Annotated in this window: 19 protein-coding genes; 5 read left to right on the forward strand and 14 right to left on the reverse strand. The window is 71.1% G+C overall.

What is annotated here, in order from left to right:
* Positions 1 to 33 precede the first annotated feature (33 nt).
* The 3 genes from Voc01_RS26345 to Voc01_RS26355 form a co-directional block, all read right to left on the reverse strand.
* On the reverse strand, positions 34 to 1089 hold the full coding sequence (locus Voc01_RS26345) for a BMP family lipoprotein (RefSeq protein ID WP_239160505.1): 1056 nt from the start codon (positions 1087 to 1089) through the stop codon (positions 34 to 36).
* 160 nt (positions 1090 to 1249) lie between these two features.
* Positions 1250 to 1597 (reverse strand): hypothetical protein, encoded by a 348-nt coding sequence (locus Voc01_RS26350; protein ID WP_239160503.1) that lies wholly within the window; start codon positions 1595 to 1597, stop codon positions 1250 to 1252.
* Positions 1598 to 1756: 159 nt separating this feature from the next.
* Positions 1757 to 2740, reverse strand: a complete 984-nt coding sequence (locus tag Voc01_RS26355) for an ABC transporter permease (RefSeq protein WP_203930240.1) — start codon at positions 2738 to 2740, stop codon at positions 1757 to 1759.
* A gap of 108 nt (positions 2741 to 2848) precedes the next feature.
* On the opposite strand from Voc01_RS26355, the gene Voc01_RS26360 reads away from it, so the two are divergent.
* Together Voc01_RS26360 and Voc01_RS26365 are read left to right on the forward strand one after the other, a co-directional pair.
* The gene (locus Voc01_RS26360) at positions 2849 to 3466 is read left to right on the forward strand and encodes a TetR/AcrR family transcriptional regulator (protein ID WP_203930241.1); all 618 of its coding nucleotides are present in this window, start codon (positions 2849 to 2851) and stop codon (positions 3464 to 3466) included.
* Positions 3463 to 4392, forward strand: coding sequence for a MerR family transcriptional regulator (locus tag Voc01_RS26365; RefSeq protein ID WP_203930242.1), 930 nt, complete (start codon positions 3463 to 3465; stop codon positions 4390 to 4392). Before Voc01_RS26360 ends, Voc01_RS26365 begins: the two co-directional genes overlap by 4 nt.
* Positions 4393 to 4404: 12 nt before the next feature.
* On the opposite strand, the gene Voc01_RS26370 is transcribed toward Voc01_RS26365, so the two are convergent.
* The 4 genes from Voc01_RS26370 to trpS are packed head-to-tail and all read right to left on the reverse strand — an operon-like array spanning position 4405 to position 7557.
* The gene (locus Voc01_RS26370) at positions 4405 to 4809 is read right to left on the reverse strand and encodes a hypothetical protein (protein WP_203930243.1); all 405 of its coding nucleotides are present in this window, start codon (positions 4807 to 4809) and stop codon (positions 4405 to 4407) included.
* Positions 4810 to 4816: 7 nt separating this feature from the next.
* A complete protein-coding gene (locus Voc01_RS26375; RefSeq protein ID WP_203930244.1) occupies positions 4817 to 5917 on the reverse strand; it encodes a YihY/virulence factor BrkB family protein in 1101 nt (366 codons plus the stop codon).
* A gap of 17 nt (positions 5918 to 5934) precedes the next feature.
* Positions 5935 to 6489 carry a 2'-5' RNA ligase family protein gene (locus Voc01_RS26380; RefSeq protein ID WP_203930245.1) on the reverse strand — a complete coding sequence of 185 codons (555 nt, stop codon included), beginning with the start codon at positions 6487 to 6489 and terminating at the stop codon, positions 5935 to 5937.
* A 39-nt stretch (positions 6490 to 6528) separates the two neighbouring features.
* Positions 6529 to 7557, reverse strand: a complete 1029-nt coding sequence (gene trpS / locus Voc01_RS26385) for a tryptophan--tRNA ligase (RefSeq protein WP_373873873.1) — start codon at positions 7555 to 7557, stop codon at positions 6529 to 6531.
* A 101-nt stretch (positions 7558 to 7658) separates the two neighbouring features.
* On the opposite strand from trpS, the gene Voc01_RS26390 reads away from it, so the two are divergent.
* Together Voc01_RS26390 and Voc01_RS26395 are read left to right on the forward strand one after the other, a co-directional pair.
* Positions 7659 to 8306 (forward strand): RNA polymerase sigma factor, encoded by a 648-nt coding sequence (locus tag Voc01_RS26390; protein WP_203930247.1) that lies wholly within the window; start codon positions 7659 to 7661, stop codon positions 8304 to 8306.
* Complete coding sequence (locus Voc01_RS26395) at positions 8303 to 9568, forward strand: WD40/YVTN/BNR-like repeat-containing protein (RefSeq protein WP_203930248.1); 1266 nt, start codon at positions 8303 to 8305, stop codon at positions 9566 to 9568. The genes Voc01_RS26390 and Voc01_RS26395 overlap by 4 nt, the downstream gene beginning before the upstream one ends.
* Here the strand turns inward: Voc01_RS26395 and Voc01_RS26400 are convergent.
* The 6 genes from Voc01_RS26400 to Voc01_RS26425 form a co-directional block, all read right to left on the reverse strand.
* Complete coding sequence (locus Voc01_RS26400; RefSeq protein WP_203930249.1) at positions 9542 to 10426, reverse strand: hemolysin family protein; 885 nt, start codon at positions 10424 to 10426, stop codon at positions 9542 to 9544. The two genes, Voc01_RS26395 and Voc01_RS26400, sit on opposite strands and share 27 nt — an antisense overlap.
* A gap of 259 nt (positions 10427 to 10685) precedes the next feature.
* A complete protein-coding gene (locus tag Voc01_RS26405) occupies positions 10686 to 11969 on the reverse strand; it encodes a sulfate adenylyltransferase subunit 1 (RefSeq protein ID WP_203930250.1) in 1284 nt (427 codons plus the stop codon).
* The gene (gene cysD / locus Voc01_RS26410; RefSeq protein ID WP_203930251.1) at positions 11969 to 12877 is read right to left on the reverse strand and encodes a sulfate adenylyltransferase subunit CysD; all 909 of its coding nucleotides are present in this window, start codon (positions 12875 to 12877) and stop codon (positions 11969 to 11971) included. The genes Voc01_RS26405 and cysD overlap by 1 nt, the downstream gene beginning before the upstream one ends.
* Before the next feature lie 79 nt (positions 12878 to 12956).
* Entirely contained in the window at positions 12957 to 14726 is a 1770-nt protein-coding gene (locus Voc01_RS26415; protein ID WP_239160504.1) for a sugar transferase, read from the reverse strand.
* A 376-nt stretch (positions 14727 to 15102) separates the two neighbouring features.
* The gene (gene pth / locus Voc01_RS26420) at positions 15103 to 15687 is read right to left on the reverse strand and encodes an aminoacyl-tRNA hydrolase (RefSeq protein WP_203930252.1); all 585 of its coding nucleotides are present in this window, start codon (positions 15685 to 15687) and stop codon (positions 15103 to 15105) included.
* Between the two features lie 114 nt (positions 15688 to 15801).
* Positions 15802 to 16449, reverse strand: a complete 648-nt coding sequence (locus Voc01_RS26425) for a 50S ribosomal protein L25/general stress protein Ctc (RefSeq protein WP_203930253.1) — start codon at positions 16447 to 16449, stop codon at positions 15802 to 15804.
* Between the two features lie 278 nt (positions 16450 to 16727).
* On the opposite strand from Voc01_RS26425, the gene Voc01_RS26430 reads away from it, so the two are divergent.
* Positions 16728 to 17423 (forward strand): helix-turn-helix domain-containing protein, encoded by a 696-nt coding sequence (locus tag Voc01_RS26430; RefSeq protein ID WP_203930254.1) that lies wholly within the window; start codon positions 16728 to 16730, stop codon positions 17421 to 17423.
* Here the strand turns inward: Voc01_RS26430 and Voc01_RS26435 are convergent.
* Positions 17410 to 17805, reverse strand: a complete 396-nt coding sequence (locus Voc01_RS26435) for a VOC family protein (RefSeq protein ID WP_203930255.1) — start codon at positions 17803 to 17805, stop codon at positions 17410 to 17412. The two genes, Voc01_RS26430 and Voc01_RS26435, sit on opposite strands and share 14 nt — an antisense overlap.
* Between the last annotated feature and the right edge of the window lie 125 nt (positions 17806 to 17930).

Raw genomic sequence — 17930 nt, forward strand, 5'->3', positions numbered from 1 at the left:
CCTGAGGCCCCCCGCCGTGAGAATCTTTTGCCGCTACGCGGACGGCACCTTGATGGTGCCCGCGATGATGTCCTGCTTGTACTTGTCGAGCTGGGTCTTGATGTCGTCGACCTTGCCACCGCTGGTGGAGTAGCCGACGCCGTCCTTGCTCAGGTCGAACACCAGCGGACCGGCGGTGAACTTGCCCGCCGCGTGGTCCTTGATGAAGTTGTAGACGGCGACGTCGACCCGCTTGAGCATCGAGGTGATGATGACCTCCTTGAGGTCGGCCTCGACGGTGTTGTACTGGTCGGAGTCGACACCGATGGCCAGCTTGCCCTTGGCCTTCGCCGCCTTGAAGACGCCGGTGCCCGAGCCGCCCGCCGCCTGGTAGACGATGTCGGCGCCCTGGTCGTACATGCCCTCGGCCTGGGTCTCGCCCTTGGCCGGGTCGTTGAAGCCCGAGCACTTGTCTGCCGGGGTCGACAGGTAGTTGCTCAGCACCTTCGTGCCCGCCTTGGCCGCCTCGACGCCCGCCTTGAAGCCGGCCTCGAACTTCTTGATCAGCGGCACGTCGCAGCCGCCGACGAAGCCGACCGTGCCGCTCTTCGTCTTGAGCGCCGCCGCGGCACCGACCAGGAAGGAGCCCTGCTCCTCCGCGAAGACCAGGCCCGCCACGTTCGCCGCCGTGACGCTCTGGTCGTCGATGATCGCGAACTTGGTGTCCGGGCACTCCTGCGCGGCCTTGGCCAGCGGACCCGTCTTCGGGTCGGCGCCCGCGTACACGAAGCCGACCGCGATGACCGGGTTGTACCCGTCGGTGCACAGCAGCTTGAGGCGCTCGAACTTGTCGTTCTCGCTCTCGCTCGCCGCGGCCTCGAGGTCCTTGGCCTCGATCTTCAGTTCCTTCATGGCGTTGTCGAGACCCAACGCCGCCGCATCGTTGAACGACTTGTCGCCGCGGCCACCGATGTCGAAGGCAAGACCCACCTTCGTCGTCTTGTCGGTGGTGCCGCCACCATCTGACCCCTCGTCGGTTCCCCCGCAGGCGGTCATGCCCACCGTCATGACCGCAACGGCGGCCACCGCGAGCATCTTCATCCCACGCACTCGGCGCAAGACGATCTCCTTCCCCAAAGCACCGCCCCACTTACTTACGCGGTGACCCAACGCAGCGCAGCGTACGCCGGGTACCGGCCGGATCCGACGTTTGCTGCAGGGTTGGGAGATCGGCGTTATCCGCCCGTGACCAGGCGACCTGAACGACCGATCACCGCCAGAAGGTGCCCACGGCCGCCGTGACGAGGGTCAGAACGATGATCGCGAGGAAGTGACCCTTGTTGACCTGCGCACGTCGCCGCGAGAAGAAGACCATCACGAATATCATGACGGCCAGCAACAACTTGACCACAAGCTTTGCGACGGGCGGTTCGTCACCTTCCGGGCGCAACGGGGCGGCAAGGGCGATCCCGGACGCAAGCTGGATGATCGACCCCCACAGCATCGCCTGGTTGATCCGGAGCGTGCCGGACAGGTACTGGGCGACCGCCCCACCCAGGAGCACCGCGAACCCGACCAGATGGATGTACCGCAGAACGTGCAGGAGGAGGTCGTCCACGCGGCGGAGTATATGAGCCCTGCCGCCCCGACGCGCCCGGCGGTCCGCCCACCCACTACATGAACGACGCTCGATCCAGTGCGGCTTCGCGGCCGAAATCCGCACTGGATCGAGCGTCGTTCATGAAAAGACCCGGGGAGGCCGGCACGCCGGAACCCGTCAGGCCGGCATGAGCTCCGGCGCGGGCTCCGTCGGCGTGTCGGTCCGACGGCGCGCCCCGGCCAGGGCCACCAGCGCCAAGCCCACCAGGACGTAGGACGCGAGGACGACGAGGCCGCGCGTGCCGCCGGCCCAGTCGAAGTAGGCGGCCGACCGGGTGAGCGTCGCGCCGGCACCGACCGGCAGGAACTGCCCGATCTCGCCCCACGGCTGGGGCAGCAGTTCCGGCGCGGCCGCCAGCCCCGACAGCGGGTTGCCGACCAGGAAGACCAGCACCGCGCCCACCGCGATCCCGGCCCGGCCGATCAACGCGTGCAGGCCGGCGACGGTCGCGGCGACGGCGCCGGTGAGCAGGGCGATCGCGGTGGCACCGCCGAGGTAGGAGCCGGCCAGCACGCCGGTCCAGTGCATGAGACCCGCGGCCAGGAGACCGGCGACCAGACCGTAACCGACGACCGCCGCGACCCGGACGGCCCGCGACCGGGCGAGCAGCGCGACCACGGCACCGGCACCGATGCTGGTGAGGATCAGCGGAAGGAACGATCCGGCGAAGCCCGCGCCGCGCGGGTCCTCGGCCGAGATCGGCACCACGTCGACCACCTTCACCGGCGGCCCGCCGGGCTGGCCGAGAGCCGCGGCGAGCTGCGTCAACGCGGTCGACACCGCGGGGCTGGCCGCCGAGGCGACGTGCACCTCCACCCCGGCCGGGGTGACGACGAACGCACCGTAGGCCTCGCGGTCGGCGAGCGCCGCGTCGGCGGCGGCCGCGTCGGCCACCGTGGTGACCTCGAACGCACCCTCCCGCGTCTGGCCCAGCCGGGCGGCGAGCGCATCGGCGGCCTGCTGCGGACCGGCGACCACGACGGGCAGGTCACGCGGTTCGGCCTTCTGTGCCGGCCACGCGAACCACAGCACCAGCAGCGCCTGCACCGCGACGACCGCGGCGAGAACGACGGCGACGGGCGGACGCTTGCGCTCGCTCATGACGAGCCCCCTTCTAAAACGAACGATCACTCTTTATGTGAATGAGAAAAGTCTGCACCCGTTGAGTTTCGGTTGTCAAGAACGATCGTTCGTTTTACTTTGGGGTTCATGCCACGTGTGTCCGCGGAGCATCTCGCCGCCCGCCGCCAACAGATACTTGACGCCGCGCGGCGCTGCTTCGTGACCGACGGCTTCCACGCGACCTCGATGCAGCAGGTGATCGCCGAGGCCGGACTGTCGGTCGGCGCCGTGTACCGGTACTTCCCCAGCAAGAGCGACCTGATCCTGGGCATCGCCGAGCAACTGGCCGAGGGCATCACCGGCCAGTTGCGGTCGATCGCCGACGCGCAGGAGCGGTCGCTGGTCGACGTGATGGAGAGCGCGATCGGGGTCGTCGACGCCAACACGGGTCCCGACGGGGCGCTGCCGATGGCGGTGCAGGTGTGGGCCGAGGCCCAGCGCGACCCGGTCCTGCGCGACCTGGCACAGAGGATCTACGGCCAGATCGTCGAGGTCTACGTCCGGATCGCCGGGCGCGCGGCCGCGCGCGGCGAACTGCCCGCCGGTGCCGATCCCGCGGCGGTGGGACCGGCGTTGGCGGCGCTCGTCGTCGGATACGGGCTGCTCAAGCTCCTCACGGGAACCGTCGAGCTGGACACCTACCGCGCCGGCGTACGCGCGATCCTTGACTCTCCACCTACGGGAGACTTCACCCTGGACCCGTGAACATCGGAGAACTGGCCCGCCGGACCGGGCTCTCGGTCAAGACGATCCGGTACTACTCCGACGAGGGACTGGTGCCGGAGGCGTCCCGCAGCGCGGCCGGCTACCGGCGGTACAACGCCGACGCGCTGGCCCGCCTCGAGTTCGTGCGCACCCTGCGCGACCTCGGGCTCGACCTGGCGACCATCCGACGGGTGCTCGACCAGCAGGCCGACCTGCGCTCGGTGGCCTCGGCGCACGCCGACGCGCTCGACACCCAGATCCGCCTGCTGAAGATCCAGCGGGCCGCGCTGCGCTCGCTCGCCGGTCGGGGCACCGGCGACCTGGACCCGAAGGAAGTGGAACGCATGAACCGGATCGCACAGGCGACGAACGAGGAGCGCCGACGCGCGATGACCGAGTTCCTCGACTCGATCTTCGACTTCGGCGCGGGGCCGGTCGACAACGAGTTCACGAAGATGCTGCGCGGCGTCAGCCCCGACCTGCCCGACGACCCGACCGACGAGCAGCTCGACGCGTGGGTCGAGCTCGCGGAGCTGATCCACGACGAGTCGTTCCGGGCGAAGCTGCGCGAGATGGGCTCGTGGATGCGGTCGTCGCAGAAGCCCGACGAGGTGATGCCGACCGACCCGCAGACCGCCATGGAGCTGTCGGAGCTCGCGTTCGGCCGGATCGAGCCGCTCGTCGAGGCCGGCGTGGCGCCAACCGACCCGGCCGCGGCGCCGGTGGTCGACGAGATCGTGGCGGCCTACGCCGCCGCGGCCGGCCGGGACACCGACCCCGCCTACCGCCGGGAACTGGCCGTCGCCGCCCGGCGCGGGTACGAGCCCCGCGCCGAGCGGTACTGGCAACTGCTGGCGGTGATCAACGGCTGGCCGCCGGTGCCCGCCCGCATGCACCTCTGGGGTTGGTTCGCCGACGCGCTGTAAGCCGACGAGCCGCTACTCGGCCAGCTGCTGGGCGATCCGCACGAAGGCGGCCTTGATCTCCTCCGGCGCCGGCGGGGCACCCGGGGCCACGACCTCGTCGTCCTCGTGGTCGTGGTCGTGGTGGTCGTCGTCCTCGGTCTCGTCGTCCTCGGTCTCGTCGGCGTTCAGTCGCGAGGCAGCGATCTCGCCGCGGATCTGGTCGACGGTGAGGGCGGGCTGTAGCGGCTCGACCACCGCCATGAGGTCCTCGTCGGCGAGGACGGCCTGGGCGAGCGCGAGCGCGTGCTCGTACTCGTAGGGGCCGCAGACCACGGCCTCCCAGTCCTCCTCCTCGTCGGCCGGGCCGAAGGTGATGATCCAGGGCTGGGACAGCGCCGGTGAGTCGTCGGGCAGGTCCAAGGTCACGAGAGTTCCCACGCCGACATCATTCCGTGCCCTTGGTCCGGGCCGGCTCCGGGGTTGGCGCCGACTCCGGGGTCGGCTTCGAGGCCAGCGTCGGCTCCAGCTTCGAGGCCGACGATGCCGACGCCGGCGGTGTCGCGGGCTGCGCCGGCGCCGTCGCCAGGGCGGGAGCGGGCGGTTCGCCCGGCGCCGTCGGCTCCGGCTCGGCGACCATCCGCCCGGGCCGGTTCGCCATGTCGTAGACGACGCCCCGGTGGCTCGTCGCGGCGAGCGACGCCGCGAACAGCACGATCTGGTGGAAGAAGTACATGAACAGCAGCAGGCCCACGGCCGCCGCGGCCGCGGTGAAGTTCTCGTATGCCGGGTTGTGCTGGGTCCGGGTGATGAACCAGCGGCCGATCACCTTGAGGATCCCGAGGCCGACCACCACCAGCAGGGCCGGCCGGATCCACCGGCGGAACGGCATGCGCAGCCGCGGCACCACCGCGAGCAGCGACGCCGCCAGCACCAGGTCGACGCCGGCGGCGATCAGGGTGTCGGTCCAGGTCACGAAGCTCTCGGCGGCGGCCGGCACCAGCACGCTCTCGGCCTCCTCGCGCAGCCCGAGCAGCACCCCGCGCAGACCCGACGAGATCGCGATCGACACCAGCAGCAGCGCGCCGAGCACGGTCAGCACGGCGAGGTCGAGCAGCCACCGCACCACCGGGTGGCCCGGGTGCTGCTCCAGGCACCACAGCGCCCGCTGCGACGAGCGCAGCGTCTCGATCCAACCCACCCCGGCGATGATCAGGCCGAAGATCGCGATGACGCCTATGCGGCCGCTGGCCTTCGTGAGCGATTCGGCGTCGAGTTGGGGCAGGTTGCCCGACAGGTAGTCCTGTACCGCGTCGAGGGCGGCGCTGTCGGAGCCCGGTACCGCCCAGCCCACCACCGCGAACGCCAGCACGCCGAGCGCGAACGCGGCGAAGAACCCGTAGTAGGCGGTCGCGGCGGCGAGTCGCGTGCCGTCGATGGCGTCGTACCGGCCGTACGCAAGGAAGATGTGGTCGATGGGACGCGAACGCGCGCGGACCTTGTCGGCCCGAGCGACGATGGCCCGCTCGATCCGATCGACGATCACCATGTTCCCAACCGGGTTCCCTACCGGCGGCGATGTGACGCCGGTGGCGGCGCGGCGCCGTCACCCAGGCAGTATTCCCTATGCGGGCGCCAACGACCGTCCGGACCGTGCTCGAACAGGGTGAAGGCCGTGACCATGAACTTCGCGTCGAAGTCGGCGAGGTCGGCGTAGACCTCGTCGAGAGCTTCGGTCGGGACGTCGTGAGCGACCGTGACGTGCGGGAAGTACGGCCAGCGCAGCTCGCGCCGCACGCCCTCGAACTCGCGGATCGCCGTCCACAGGCGCTTGCAGTCCTCGTCGCCGGACGCGACCGCGACAAACACCACCTCGGTGAGCGGCCGGAACGTGCCGGTGCCGCGCAGGTGCACCTGGAACGGCTCGTGCCCGGTGGCGACACCGGTGAGGTGCTCCGCGACCTCGGTGATCACGCCGCCGTCGACCTCGGTGGGGCCGAGGAGGGTCAGGTGTGCGGGTATGTGCGCGGCCGCCGCGTCGCCGGCGAGCAGGCGCCGGCGGGTGAGCTGGCTACCCCACGGTTCGGGGATGTCGATAGCGATGCCGATCGTCGTCCGCAATGGTTCCTCTTCACACCGACCCCCGCCACTACCGGACCCTCAAGCCGACGCCGCCGCGACCAGACCGACCCGCTCGTACGCCCTCGCGAGTGTTCGCGACGACACCGAGCGTGCCTTTTCCCCACCGATGGCCAGCAGCTTGTCGAGTTGGGCCGGGTCGTCAAGATACATCCTGGTGCGCTGCTGGATGGGCTCGACGAACGCGACGACGACCTCGGCGAGATCCTTCTTCAGGTCTCCGTAGCCCTTGCCGTCGTAGGCGGCGGTGAGGTCGTCGATCGTGCGGCCGGTGAGCGCGGCGTAGATCGTCAGCAGGTTCGACACCCCGGCCTTGTTCTCCGGGTCGTAGACGATCTCGCGGCCGGTGTCGGTCACGGCGCTCTTGATCTTCTTGACGATGCGGTTGGTCGGCTCCAGCAGCTCGATGAGCCCGTTCGGCGTCGACGCCGACTTGGACATCTTCGCGCCGGGATCCTGCAGGTCGGCGATCTTCGCGGTGTCCCTGACGATGTGCGGCGCCGGCACCGTGAACGTCCTGCCGTAGGTGGTGTTGAACCGCTGCGCGAGGTCGCGGGTCAGTTCGAGGTGCTGACGCTGGTCCTCACCCACCGGCACCGCGTCGGCCTGGTACAGCAGGATGTCGGCGGCCTGCAGCACCGGGTAGGTGAACAGGCCGACGGTGGTGCGGTCAGCGCCCTGCTTGAGCGACTTGTCCTTGAACTGGGTCATCCGGCCGGCCTCGCCGAACCCGGTGAGGCAGTTCAGCACCCAGGCGAGCTGTGCGTGTTCGGGCACGTGGCTCTGCACGAACAGGGTGCACCGCTCCGGGTCGAGCCCGGCCGCGAACAGCTGCGCGGCGCTCGCCCGGGTACGGGCCCGCAGCTGGGCGGGGTCGGGGCCCACCGTGAGCGCGTGCAGGTCGACGACGCAGAAGAACGCGTCGTGGGTCTCCTGCATCGTCACCCAGTTCCGGACCGCTCCGAGATAGTTGCCCAGGTGGAACGAGTCGGCGGTGGGCTGGATGCCGGACAGCACCCGCGGGCGGGCCTCGGAGGACATGGGCGTCATTGTGACAGCCGGACGCCCGCAGGACCGCACCGGTGGTACGCAACCGGACAGCCCGCTCGCCGGTCTTCCAAGCAGGTGCCATCAAGCCGAGGATGGAGCGCATGGGAACGAGCGGCGAGGAGCGGGAGGCCCAGGAGGCCGTCCGTGCGGCGTACTCGGCGCACTACCGGCGGCTCGTCGCCGCCCTGTACGGGCTCACCGGCGACTACTCCGACGCACAGGACCTGGTGCAGGAGGCCTACGCGCGTGCGCTGGCCCGTCCGCGTCAGTTCCTCGACGTGGCCGACCCGGAGGCCTGGCTGCGCACGGTCGCGATCAACCTGGCCCGTACCCGGTTCCGGCGCCGTCGGTTGTTCGACACGCTCGTGCGCACCGGGCGGGTGGTCCGCCAGCCGGAGAGCGTCCCCGGCCTCGACCCGAACCGCGTCGCGCTGGTCGCGGCCTTACAGCAGCTGTCGAGACCCACGCGCGAGACGATCGTGCTGCACCACCTGGCCGACCTGTCGGTGCACGAGGTGGCGGAGACCCTGGGCGTGCCGGTCGGCACGGTGAAGGCGCGGCTGTCCCGCGGCCGGGCCATGCTCGCCACGCTCCTCGACGAACACGCCGAGGCCCGCCCGGGTAACCCGGCCTCAGGGCCGGCGTCGCCTGGACTGAGGAGCGTAGGGAGCGAAGCGACCGGAGCGACGAGGGAAGGCGACGCCTCCGAAGGCCCTGAGGCCCGCGCGAGCGGAGCGAGCGCCAAATGACAGATCCAGACTTCGAGGGCCTGCGCTCCGATGTGGAGACGGCGACCCGGTTGCCCGAGTTCGACCGGGTCGCCAGTCGCGCCCGCAAGGTGCGCCGGCGCGACCTGCGCCGGAGGCTGGTCATCTCGATCGCCACCGTCGCGGTGCTGCTGCCGGCCGGTGTGGCGGGCTGGCACGCCGCGCCGAAGCGCCCGTCGGGACAGGCGAACCAGCAGATCGGTCCCGACCGGCCCGACGCCACCCCGTCGCCGGAGCCGTCGACGTCGCCGGTCGCGACGATCCGCGCGATCGCCGGCACCCGCCGCGACGCCCTGTACGCGGCGGTCGACGTGTGCCGGGCGGCCGAGCGGCTGAGCGCCTGCAGCCTGCAGGTGGTGCCGCTCGCACCCACCGCGCAGGAGCAGCGCAGCCCGATCGCCGTCGGCGAACTCCGCAACGACCCGACCGACCCGCTCGACGAGGTCACGCTCCAGTCGGTCACCCCGCAGTCGCTCCTCCTGTCCGGCATCCGCCGCGACGGCGAGCGCAAGTACCGCCGCATCGACCTGCGCAGCGGCGGCCTCGACATCGCGCCGGAGCCGCTCGACCGCACCGCGCCCACCACCGGCGACCAGGCCGTGCAGCTGACCCGGTACGGCGACGTGTCGTTCATCCGGCAGGCCGACGCGCGGGTGCTGCGCGCCCCCACCCAGCCGAACCTCAAGGACGTCGTGCTGGTGACCTCGGTGGCACCGGAGTACGGCTGGTGGGTCACCGGCATCGACCCGGCCTCCGACGAGGCGGCGGTGGCCGTGAGCCGTGACCTCGGCCGGAACTGGACGGTGGTTCCGCTCGGCGTGCGGCCCGGCATGGGCGACCCGGTGCTCACCACCGGCGACGGCACCACCGCTTACGTGTTCGTGCGCACCGCCAACGGCATCCAGCAGCGGCTCACCACCGACGGCGGGCTCACCTGGCGTCCGCAGTACTCGGCGATGCCGTGGCCGGCGTTGTTCGGTGTCAAGGGTGAACCGGTGGAGCGCCGGCTCGGCGCGGTCGTGCGTCGCGACACGTCACTGCTGGTGTGGGCGGAGGCGGAGCCGGGAGCGGTGTTCCTGGAGAGCTACGACCGCGGCGCCACGTACAAGCAGGCCGCCGGCCCGTCCGGACCGATCGTCGCGGTGCAGGACGGGTTCGTTGCCGTCGGCGCCCCGCCGATGTTCTCCTACGACGGGTACAGCTGGACGAGCCTGCCGTCACCGCCGTACGTCTTCCCTACCTAGGCCGACCCGCGCGACCCGGCGGCCGTCGAGCTCGGCGACCGTGAGCCGCCACCCGTCCACCCGCACCTCGTCGCCGACGGCCGGCACCTTGCCCAGCCGGGCCATCAGGAAGCCGCCGAGCGTCTCGTACGGACCGGGCGGCAGGGGCAGGCCGGCCCGCTCGGCGAGGTCGGTGAGGTTCAGCAGGCCGTCCACCTCGGCCGGTCCGCCTTCCGACGGCGGCTCCGGGAGGGCGTCGTACTCGTCGTGGATCTCACCGACGAGCTCCTCGAGCAGGTCCTCCAGCGTCACGATGCCCGCGGTGCCGCCGTACTCGTCGACGACCACGGCGAGGTGGTGCCCCTCGCGGCGCATCTCCGACAGCGCGATCAGCGCCTTCTTGCTGGCCGGCAGCCGCTTGACCTCGCGCACCAGCGCGCCGACCGACTCGCGCGGATCGGCGGAGGGCCGGATCGTCAGGTCGCGCAGGTGCACGAAGCCGACCACGTCGTCGGGGCTGCCGTCGATCACCGGGAACCGCGAGTGCCGCGCCTGCCGCACGAGGCCCAACGCGTCGTCGACGGTGACGGCCGCGTCGAGGAACACGACCTCGGTGCGCGGCACCATCAGCTCGTTGACGTGCCGCGCCCCGGCGGCCAGCACCTCGTCGATGAGGCGCCGCTCCTCCCGGGGCAGCACGGTGTTGGCCGCCACCAGCTCCCGGAACTCGACGTTGGAGATCCGCTCACGGCCGGCGGTGTGGTCGGCCTTGAGCACGATGACCAGCAGCCGCCGGAGCGCGTCGATGGCGGGGAGCACGACTCGCGCGAGGGTCGTGCGGACCTGGCCCGGTTCCGCCGCCGGAGGGGCCTCGGTCATGCCCGGAGGCAACATGCCCTGATGGTAGGCCCGTCGCATACTCCTAAGACGCCACAAGGCGCCCGAAAGGTGCCCCGCCCGCCCGGCGCCCACTCACGCGCCGCGCGGAGCGCCCGACCCCGCGCCCCCAGCCGCCGATCTTGCAGTCGTGGCCGGGACAAAACCGCGGCAACCAGGGCGAATGGGCGGCCACAACTGCAAGATCGGCGGAGTTGGGCGGGCGAGGGCACGGGGCGGCGCGGCGGCGGGCCGGGCGGGGTCAGGACGCTTCGATGATCATTCCGGCGCCCACCGTGCGGTTGGTGGTTTCGTCGATCACGATGAAGCCGCCGGTGGTGCGGTTGCGGCGGTACTCGTCGGCCAGCAGGGGCACCGTGGTGCGCAGCTTCACGCGTCCGATCTCGTTGAGCTTGAGCTCGGTGGCGCTCTCGTCGCGGTGCAGGCTGTTGATGTCGAGCCGGTAGTTGAGACCGCGCACGACGGCCCGCACGCCGCGGGTCGTGTGCTTGATCGCGTACTTGCCGCCGACGCGCATCGGCCGCGACTCGTCCATCCAGCAGATCAGCGCCTCGACGTTCTGGGCGACCTCCGGCGCGTTGTTCGGCCGGCAGATCAGGTCGCCGCGGGCGATGTCGATCTCGTCGGCCAGCCGCAGCGTGACCGACATCGGCGGGAACGCCTCGTCGACCGGACCGGCCGGACCGTCGATCGCGGTGATCTTCGTGGTGAGGCCGCTCGGCAGCACCATCACCTCGTCGCCGGGCTTGAGGACGCCGCTGGCCACCTGACCCGCGTAGCCGCGGTAGTCGGGGTGCTGGCTCGACTGCGGACGGATCACGTACTGCACCGGGAACCGCACGTCGACCAGGTTCCGGTCGGACGCGAAGTGCACGTGCTCGAGGTGGTGCAGCAGCGACGGCCCCTGGTACCAGGGCATGTTCTCCGAGCGGCTGACGATGTTGTCGCCCTTGAGCGCCGAGATCGGGATGACCGTGAGGTCGGGCGCGTCGAGCTTGGCCGCGAAGCTGGTGAACTCGTCGGCGATGCGGTCGAAGACGGCCTGGTCGTAGTCGACGAGGTCCATCTTGTTGACGCAGAGCACGAGGTGCGGCACCCGCAGAAGCGAGCACAGGAACGCGTGCCGCCGCGACTGCTCGACCAGGCCCTTCCGGGCGTCGACCAGGATCAGCGCCAGGTCGGCCGTGGAGGCGCCGGTGACCATGTTCCGCGTGTACTGGATGTGTCCCGGCGTGTCGGCGATGATGAACTTCCGCCGCGGCGTGGCGAAGTACCGGTACGCGACGTCGATCGTGATTCCCTGTTCGCGCTCGGCCCGCAGACCGTCGGTGAGCAGCGCCAGGTTGGTGTACTCGTCGCCGCGGGCCTTCGACACCTGCTCGACCGCTTCGAGCTGGTCCTCGAAGATCGTCTTGGTGTCGTAGAGCAGCCGGCCGATCAGCGTCGACTTGCCGTCGTCGACGGAGCCGGCGGTGGCGAACCGCAGCAGGTCCATGCCCGCGGGGGCCTCAACGGTGGCGGTCATTAGAAGTAGCCCTCCCGCTTGCGGTCTTCCATGGCCGCTTCCGACACCTTGTCGTCACCCCGGGTGGCGCCCCGCTCGGTGATGCGGGTGGCGGCCACCTCCTCGATGATCTTGTCGACCGTGTCGGCGTCGCTCCTGACGGCCGCCGTGCACGACGCGTCGCCGACCGTGCGGTACCGCACGCGTTCAACCCTCGGTTCCTCGCCGGCCCGCAAGGGCAGATGCTCGTGGACCGCGTAGAGCATGCCGCCGCGGTCGACCACCTCGCGCTCGTGCGCGAAGTAGATCTCCGGCAGCTCGATCCGCTCGCGGGCGATGTAGTGCCACACGTCGAGCTCGGTCCAGTTCGACAGCGGGAACACCCGGATCGACTCGCCCGGCGCCACCCGCGCGTTGTACAGCGACCACAGTTCGGGGCGCTGGTTGCGGGGGTCCCACTGGCCGAACTCGTCGCGGAACGAGAACACCCGCTCCTTGGCGCGGGCCTTCTCCTCGTCGCGGCGGGCGCCGCCGAACAGCGCGTCGAAGCGGTACTTCTCCACGGCGTCGAGCAGCACCGGCGTCTGGATGCGGTTGCGCATGCCGTCGCCGGGCTCGCGGACCAGGCCGCTGTCGAGCGCCTCCGGCACCGACGCCACGATGAGCTGGATGTTCAGCTCGGTGACCCGCCGGTCGCGGTAGGCGAGCACTTCCTCGAAGTTGTGACCGGTGTCGACGTGCATCACCGGGAACGGCACCCGGCCGGGCGTGAACGCCTTCTCGGCCAGCCGCAGCATGACGATCGAGTCCTTGCCGCCGCTGAACAGCAGGACCGGCCGTTCGAACTCGGCCACCACCTCGCGCATCACGAATATGCTCTCGGCCTCGAGGGCGTCGAGATGGCTCACGCGGTATCGGCTGCGGATCATTTCAGGCCTTTCGGGGGGACTCGTTGGGCCAGTCATTGAGTATGCCGGCTTGTTACGGCCGGTTTCGTGTGATTCCCGTCTAGTAGGCGCCGGCGCCGCGCCAGACCGCGGTCAGCGTCCGAAGAAGGATCACGAGGTCCAACGAGAGAGACCAGTTCTCGACGTACCGGAGATCCAGTCGGACGGCCTCTTCCCACGGAAGGTCGGACCGACCGGACACCTGCCACAACCCGGTCATCCCGGGCCGCACGGCGAGCCGCCGACGGGCGTCCCGCGGGTACGCCGCCACCTCGCTCTGCAGTGGCGGACGCGGCCCGACCAGCGACATCGTGCCGCCGAACACGTTGAACAGCTGGGGCAGCTCGTCGAGGGAGAACCGGCGCAGGTACTTGCCCACCCGGGTGATCCGCGGATCGTCGCGCATCTTGAAGAGCACGCCGTCCTGCTCGTTGAGGTGCCGGATCTCCGCGAGCCGCCGCTCGGCGTCGACGTGCATGGTGCGGAACTTGTAGATCTGGAACTCCCGCCCGTACCGGCCGACCCGGGTCTGCCGGAACAGCACCGGCCCCTTCGAGTCCAGGCGCACGGCGAGCGCCACCGCCGCCAGTACCGGCGCGAACGCCAACAGCAGCAGGCCCGCGCCGACCCGGTCGAACACGGCCTTGGCCACCCGCCGGGCACCGCTGAGCGTCGGGTGCTCGACGTGCAGCATCGGCAGCCCGTCCACGGGCCGGATCGTGGTGCGCGCCCCGGCGACGTCGATCAGGTTGTTCGCGACGATCAGGTCGATGTCGTCGCGTTCGAGCTGCCAGGCCAGCCGCCGCAGCGACTCCCCGTCGAACTCGGGACAGGTCAGCACGATCACGGTGTCTGCCCCGGCCTGCGCGACCGCGCGGGCCACGTCGTCGAACGTCCCGTAGACGGTGAGGTCGCCGACCTGCCCGTCGTGCCGCGGCGGCAGGCAGGCGCCGACCACGTCGAGCCCGTGGTACCGCTCGCGCCGCAGCTGCCGCGTCAACCCGACGACGGCGAGCTCGTGTCCGGCGACCACCACCCGCCGCAGGCACTCCCCCCGCCGTCGCGCCGCGTGCAGCGCCTTGCGGTTGAGGAAGCGGGTCACGATGCAGGCCGCGGTGGCCACCGGCAGAGCGATCACCACGTACCCGCGGGCGAGGTCGATGTCGAGCGAGTACGACCCCACGGCCACGGTCGCCGTCACCGCGATGCCCGCGCCGAGCACCCGCTGGTACTCGTCCGTCCCGACGAACATCAGTCGCCGCTCGTACGCCCGGTTCACCGCCAACGCGAGCAGCAACGCGAGCGGCAGCAGCCCGCTGAGCACGAGGTACACCTGGTTGTACGGCGTCACGTCCCCGAACCGAAGATCGAACGCCAACGATGCCGCGACCAGGCCGACCGCCAGATCGAGCGCCACCGTCCGCGCCACGTACTGGATCTCCCACCGGCGCGCTGTCCGTCGTGAGGCAGGTCCGCGGCGCCGCTGCGGCGCCGCAAGATCAAGATCATCGGAGACGCCCACCGTGGCGTCGCCACTCGGACAGCTTGCGCGTTCAGCGCCGCTCGCGGGTTCCGGAGCACCCCCGCCGCCGGGCGGGCGCCCCCCGGAGGCGCCACCCATGGCCGGCCCGCCGCTGACCGGATTCCCACTGAGCGGCTCGACGATCCCGGCCTGGGCGATTCCGGCCTGGGCGATCCCGGACTGGGCGATCCCGGACTGGGCGATCCCCGGCTCCACGATCCCGGACTGGGCGATCCCGGACTGGGCGATCCCGGGTCCCACGATCCCCGAGCGACCGCCCGGCGGCGCGCCCACCGGCGCGGCGCTCATGGCCTCTGCGTTCGCCGGCGCCGCACTGATCGGCGCTGCACCGATCGGCGCTGCACCGGCCGGCGCCGCGCTGGCCGGCGCCGCCGGACCGGCCCGATGGACGCCGGCCCCCAGCCCTCCGTGCCCCGCGACACGGCGCCGGCTGCGCGGCGACGGCCGGCGGACCGATCTCCCTTCCCGCCCGGCGTCGACCGACACACAGCCTCCCTACGTCGTCCGCGTGTAAGCACCATTCGGACATAAGGTGCGTACGCGGTTACAACGTCAGGATGCCGCGAACCGTCACGGCCTGGGCAACTTCCTCACCATGACACTCATCCGAGTCACCTTCACCACCAGTTCGCAGACGTGCCCTGAACTGGTGTGATAGGTGTAGTCAGCTGGCGTGGTACGTGTTCTGCGCGGGTTCGAGCCCGCCCACGACCACGGCCTCCACGGCGTCTGCCGCGCGGTCGACGAGGAAGTCCAGCTCCTTGTTCTCGGCGCCGGAGAAGTTCGACAGCACGAAGTCGGCCGGGTCCTGCCGGCCCGGCGGCCGGCCGATGCCGAACCGCACCCGCACGTAGTCACGGCTGCCCAGCGACTTCGACATCGACCGCAGCCCGTTGTGCCCGCCCTCGCCGCCACCGCGCTTGAGACGCAGCGTCGCGTACGGAAGGTCGAGCTCGTCGTGCACGGCCACGATCTGCTCGATCGGAACCTTGTAGAAGTTGGCCAGCCCCACCACGGCACCACCGGCCAGGTTCATGTACGTGAGCGGCTTGGCGAGCACCAACCGCGGACCGCCGAAGCCCAGGCGGCCTTCGGCCGCCAGAGCCACCGCCTTGCGGCTGCGGCCGAACGTCGCGCCGATCCGGCGCGCGAGCAGCTCGACGACCAGGAAGCCGACGTTGTGCCGGTGCTTGGCGTACTCCGGCCCGGGATTGCCCAGCCCGACCACCAGCCAGGGCGCGTCCGTCATCGCCGTTCCTTCCAGAGCCGGGCCGGCCGGGGCCGGGCCAGATATACCCGAGAGCCTGCGTTCCCTCGTACGCGGGGACGCAGGCTCTCGTCAGTCGATTTCTTGCTTCTCGGGCTACGCCTCCGCGGTGGCGGCCTCGGCCGGCGCCTCGGCGTCTTCGGCCGGAGCCTCTTCCTCGGCCGGAGCATCGCCGCCGGCGGCGGCCATCTGCTCCTCGGTGGGCGCCGCGGTGATCACGACGAGCGTGGTCTCCGGGTCGGCCGCCAGCTCGACACCGTTCGGCAGCTTGACGTCGGCCGCGGTGACCTTGGCACCGGCGTCGAGCCCCTCGATGGACACCTCGAGGTTCTCCGGCAGGCGCAGCGCCTCGGCCAGCACCGACAGCCGGTCGTTCTCGGTCATCACGAGGGTGTTCTTCGCCGGCTCGCCGGTGAGCACCACCGGGATGTCGACGGTGACCTTCTCGCCCCGCCGCACGATGAGCAGGTCGACGTGCTCGAACGTGTCGCGCACCGGGTCACGCTGGATGGCCTTCGGCAGAGCCAGCGCCGACGAACCGTCGCTGATCTCGATGGCGAACGCCTGGGTCATGCCGCCGTGCCGGATGGCGGCGGCGAACTCGCGGGCTGGGAGGGCGATGTGGCGGGGCTTCTCGCCGTGGCCGTACAGCACCGCGGGCACCAGGCCGGCCCGGCGGGTACGACGGGCACCACCCTTGCCGAACTCGGTGCGAACCTCGGCGCTGATCTTTACCTCGGACACGGGAAGACTCCTGTTGCGGTATTCATGGTTCGGGTACGGTCAGCGGTGCTCGGGCGAGGGGTGCGTGGCGGGCCGTCTAGGCGGCATCGCCCGGGAGCACCGCGTCGATCACGGTGCCGACCCAGCCGAACAACCAAGCCGATCGATGAAGATCAGGTCCTGCATCGGCCCACGGGGCACCCTCGCCGTGGCAACCGCACTAGCCTACCCGAGCCACCGCCCGCGAGAGAAACCGGGCCACGGATGCGCGCGACCGGCCGACGCAGGATGCTTGACGCGTGGAGGATCTCCCGTACCGGGAACGGGCGTCGGTGGTGCCCGGAGCGGTCGTGTGGCGGCACCGCCGCTCACGCCCGTCCCGCTCGGCGATCCTGCCCGACGGCTGCATGGACCTCATCTGGCACGACGGCGAGCTCATCATCGCCGGCCCTGACCGGGAGGCGTTCGTCGGCGGGATCGGACGTCCGGGCGGCGGCTCGTACGTGGGTCTGCGGCTCCCGCCCGGCACCGGTCCGGCGGTGTTCGGGGTGCCCGCCGCGGAGCTGGTCGGCCAGCGGGTGCCGCTCGCCGACGTGTGGTCGGCGGCACAGTCGCGACAGATCTCCGACAGTGCGGCCGCCGGCTTCATCGGTGTCGCGCTGGAGAAGGTGGCGCTGACGCGGCTCGAGTCGGCCCGCCCCGACCCGGTGGCGGCCCGCGTGGTCGCGGCGCTCGACGCCGGCCGCGGCGTCCGGGAGATCGCGGCCGACCTCAACCTCAGCGAGCGCCAGCTGCACCGGCGGTGCCTGGCCGCGTTCGGCTACGGCGCCAAGACGCTCGGCCGCATCCGGCGGATGCAGCGGGCCCTGGCGATGCCGGCGTCGATGCCGGCGGCGGCCGTCGCCGCGGCCGTCGGGTACGCCGACCAGGCCCACCTCACCCGCGAGGTGCGCGCGCTGACCGGCGTCCCCTTCGTGCGGCTCACGCGGCGTTAGGGCAGTACAGGTCGACGCCGTTGTGGTCGGGGTCGAGAACGGTGGCGTACCGCTGACCCCAGAACGCGTCGAACGGCTCCAGCTCACTCGTGTACCCGGCCCCGACGAGGTCGGCGTACACGCTGTCGACCTCGGCCGGCGAGTCGCACCGGAACGCCAGGCCGATCCGGCCCTCGCCCGTCGGCATCGTGAAGCCGGGGTTGAAGCTGGCGATCGTCTCCACGGTGTCCCAGCACAGTCGCAGCCCGCCCGGGAAGGAGCACTCCACGTGCGGCTCGCCGTCCGCGTCGGCCGGGATGTCCAGGCCGAGCCGCCGGTAGAAGGCCAGCGACTTGCCCATGTCGGCGACGACAACATTGATCACATCGAAGGTAGGTGCCATGGCGTCCACGCTAGGCCGCGCGCCCCGTCGTGGCTTGAACGAAACGGACGTGCCGAGCAGTGCTTGTCGGGTTCCCGGGATGCCGTGTGGCACAACGCATCCAGCGCCACAAGCCCCTCTCCGCC

Origin of the sequence: Virgisporangium ochraceum, from assembly GCF_016863655.1 — a bacterium.
Classification (GTDB): domain Bacteria; phylum Actinomycetota; class Actinomycetes; order Mycobacteriales; family Micromonosporaceae; genus Virgisporangium; species Virgisporangium ochraceum.

What these genes read in the sequence shown, in the direction of transcription:
- Voc01_RS26415 (WP_239160504.1), bottom strand. Translation starts at nt 14,726, where the DNA reads ATGAGCGCCGCGCCGGTGGGCGCGCCGCCGGGCGGTCGCTCGGGGATC.
- Voc01_RS26355 (WP_203930240.1), bottom strand. Translation starts at nt 2,740, where the DNA reads ATGAGCGAGCGCAAGCGTCCGCCCGTCGCCGTCGTTCTCGCCGCGGTC.
- Voc01_RS26390 (WP_203930247.1), top strand. Translation starts at nt 7,659, where the DNA reads ATGGGAACGAGCGGCGAGGAGCGGGAGGCCCAGGAGGCCGTCCGTGCG.
- cysD (WP_203930251.1), bottom strand. Translation starts at nt 12,877, where the DNA reads ATGATCCGCAGCCGATACCGCGTGAGCCATCTCGACGCCCTCGAGGCC.
- trpS (WP_373873873.1), bottom strand. Translation starts at nt 7,557, where the DNA reads ATGACGCCCATGTCCTCCGAGGCCCGCCCGCGGGTGCTGTCCGGCATC.
- Voc01_RS26405 (WP_203930250.1), bottom strand. Translation starts at nt 11,969, where the DNA reads ATGACCGCCACCGTTGAGGCCCCCGCGGGCATGGACCTGCTGCGGTTC.
- Voc01_RS26395 (WP_203930248.1), top strand. Translation starts at nt 8,303, where the DNA reads ATGACAGATCCAGACTTCGAGGGCCTGCGCTCCGATGTGGAGACGGCG.
- Voc01_RS26375 (WP_203930244.1), bottom strand. Translation starts at nt 5,917, where the DNA reads ATGGTGATCGTCGATCGGATCGAGCGGGCCATCGTCGCTCGGGCCGAC.
- pth (WP_203930252.1), bottom strand. Translation starts at nt 15,687, where the DNA reads ATGACGGACGCGCCCTGGCTGGTGGTCGGGCTGGGCAATCCCGGGCCG.
- Voc01_RS26400 (WP_203930249.1), bottom strand. Translation starts at nt 10,426, where the DNA reads ATGACCGAGGCCCCTCCGGCGGCGGAACCGGGCCAGGTCCGCACGACC.
- Voc01_RS26435 (WP_203930255.1), bottom strand. Translation starts at nt 17,805, where the DNA reads ATGGCACCTACCTTCGATGTGATCAATGTTGTCGTCGCCGACATGGGC.
- Voc01_RS26360 (WP_203930241.1), top strand. Translation starts at nt 2,849, where the DNA reads ATGCCACGTGTGTCCGCGGAGCATCTCGCCGCCCGCCGCCAACAGATA.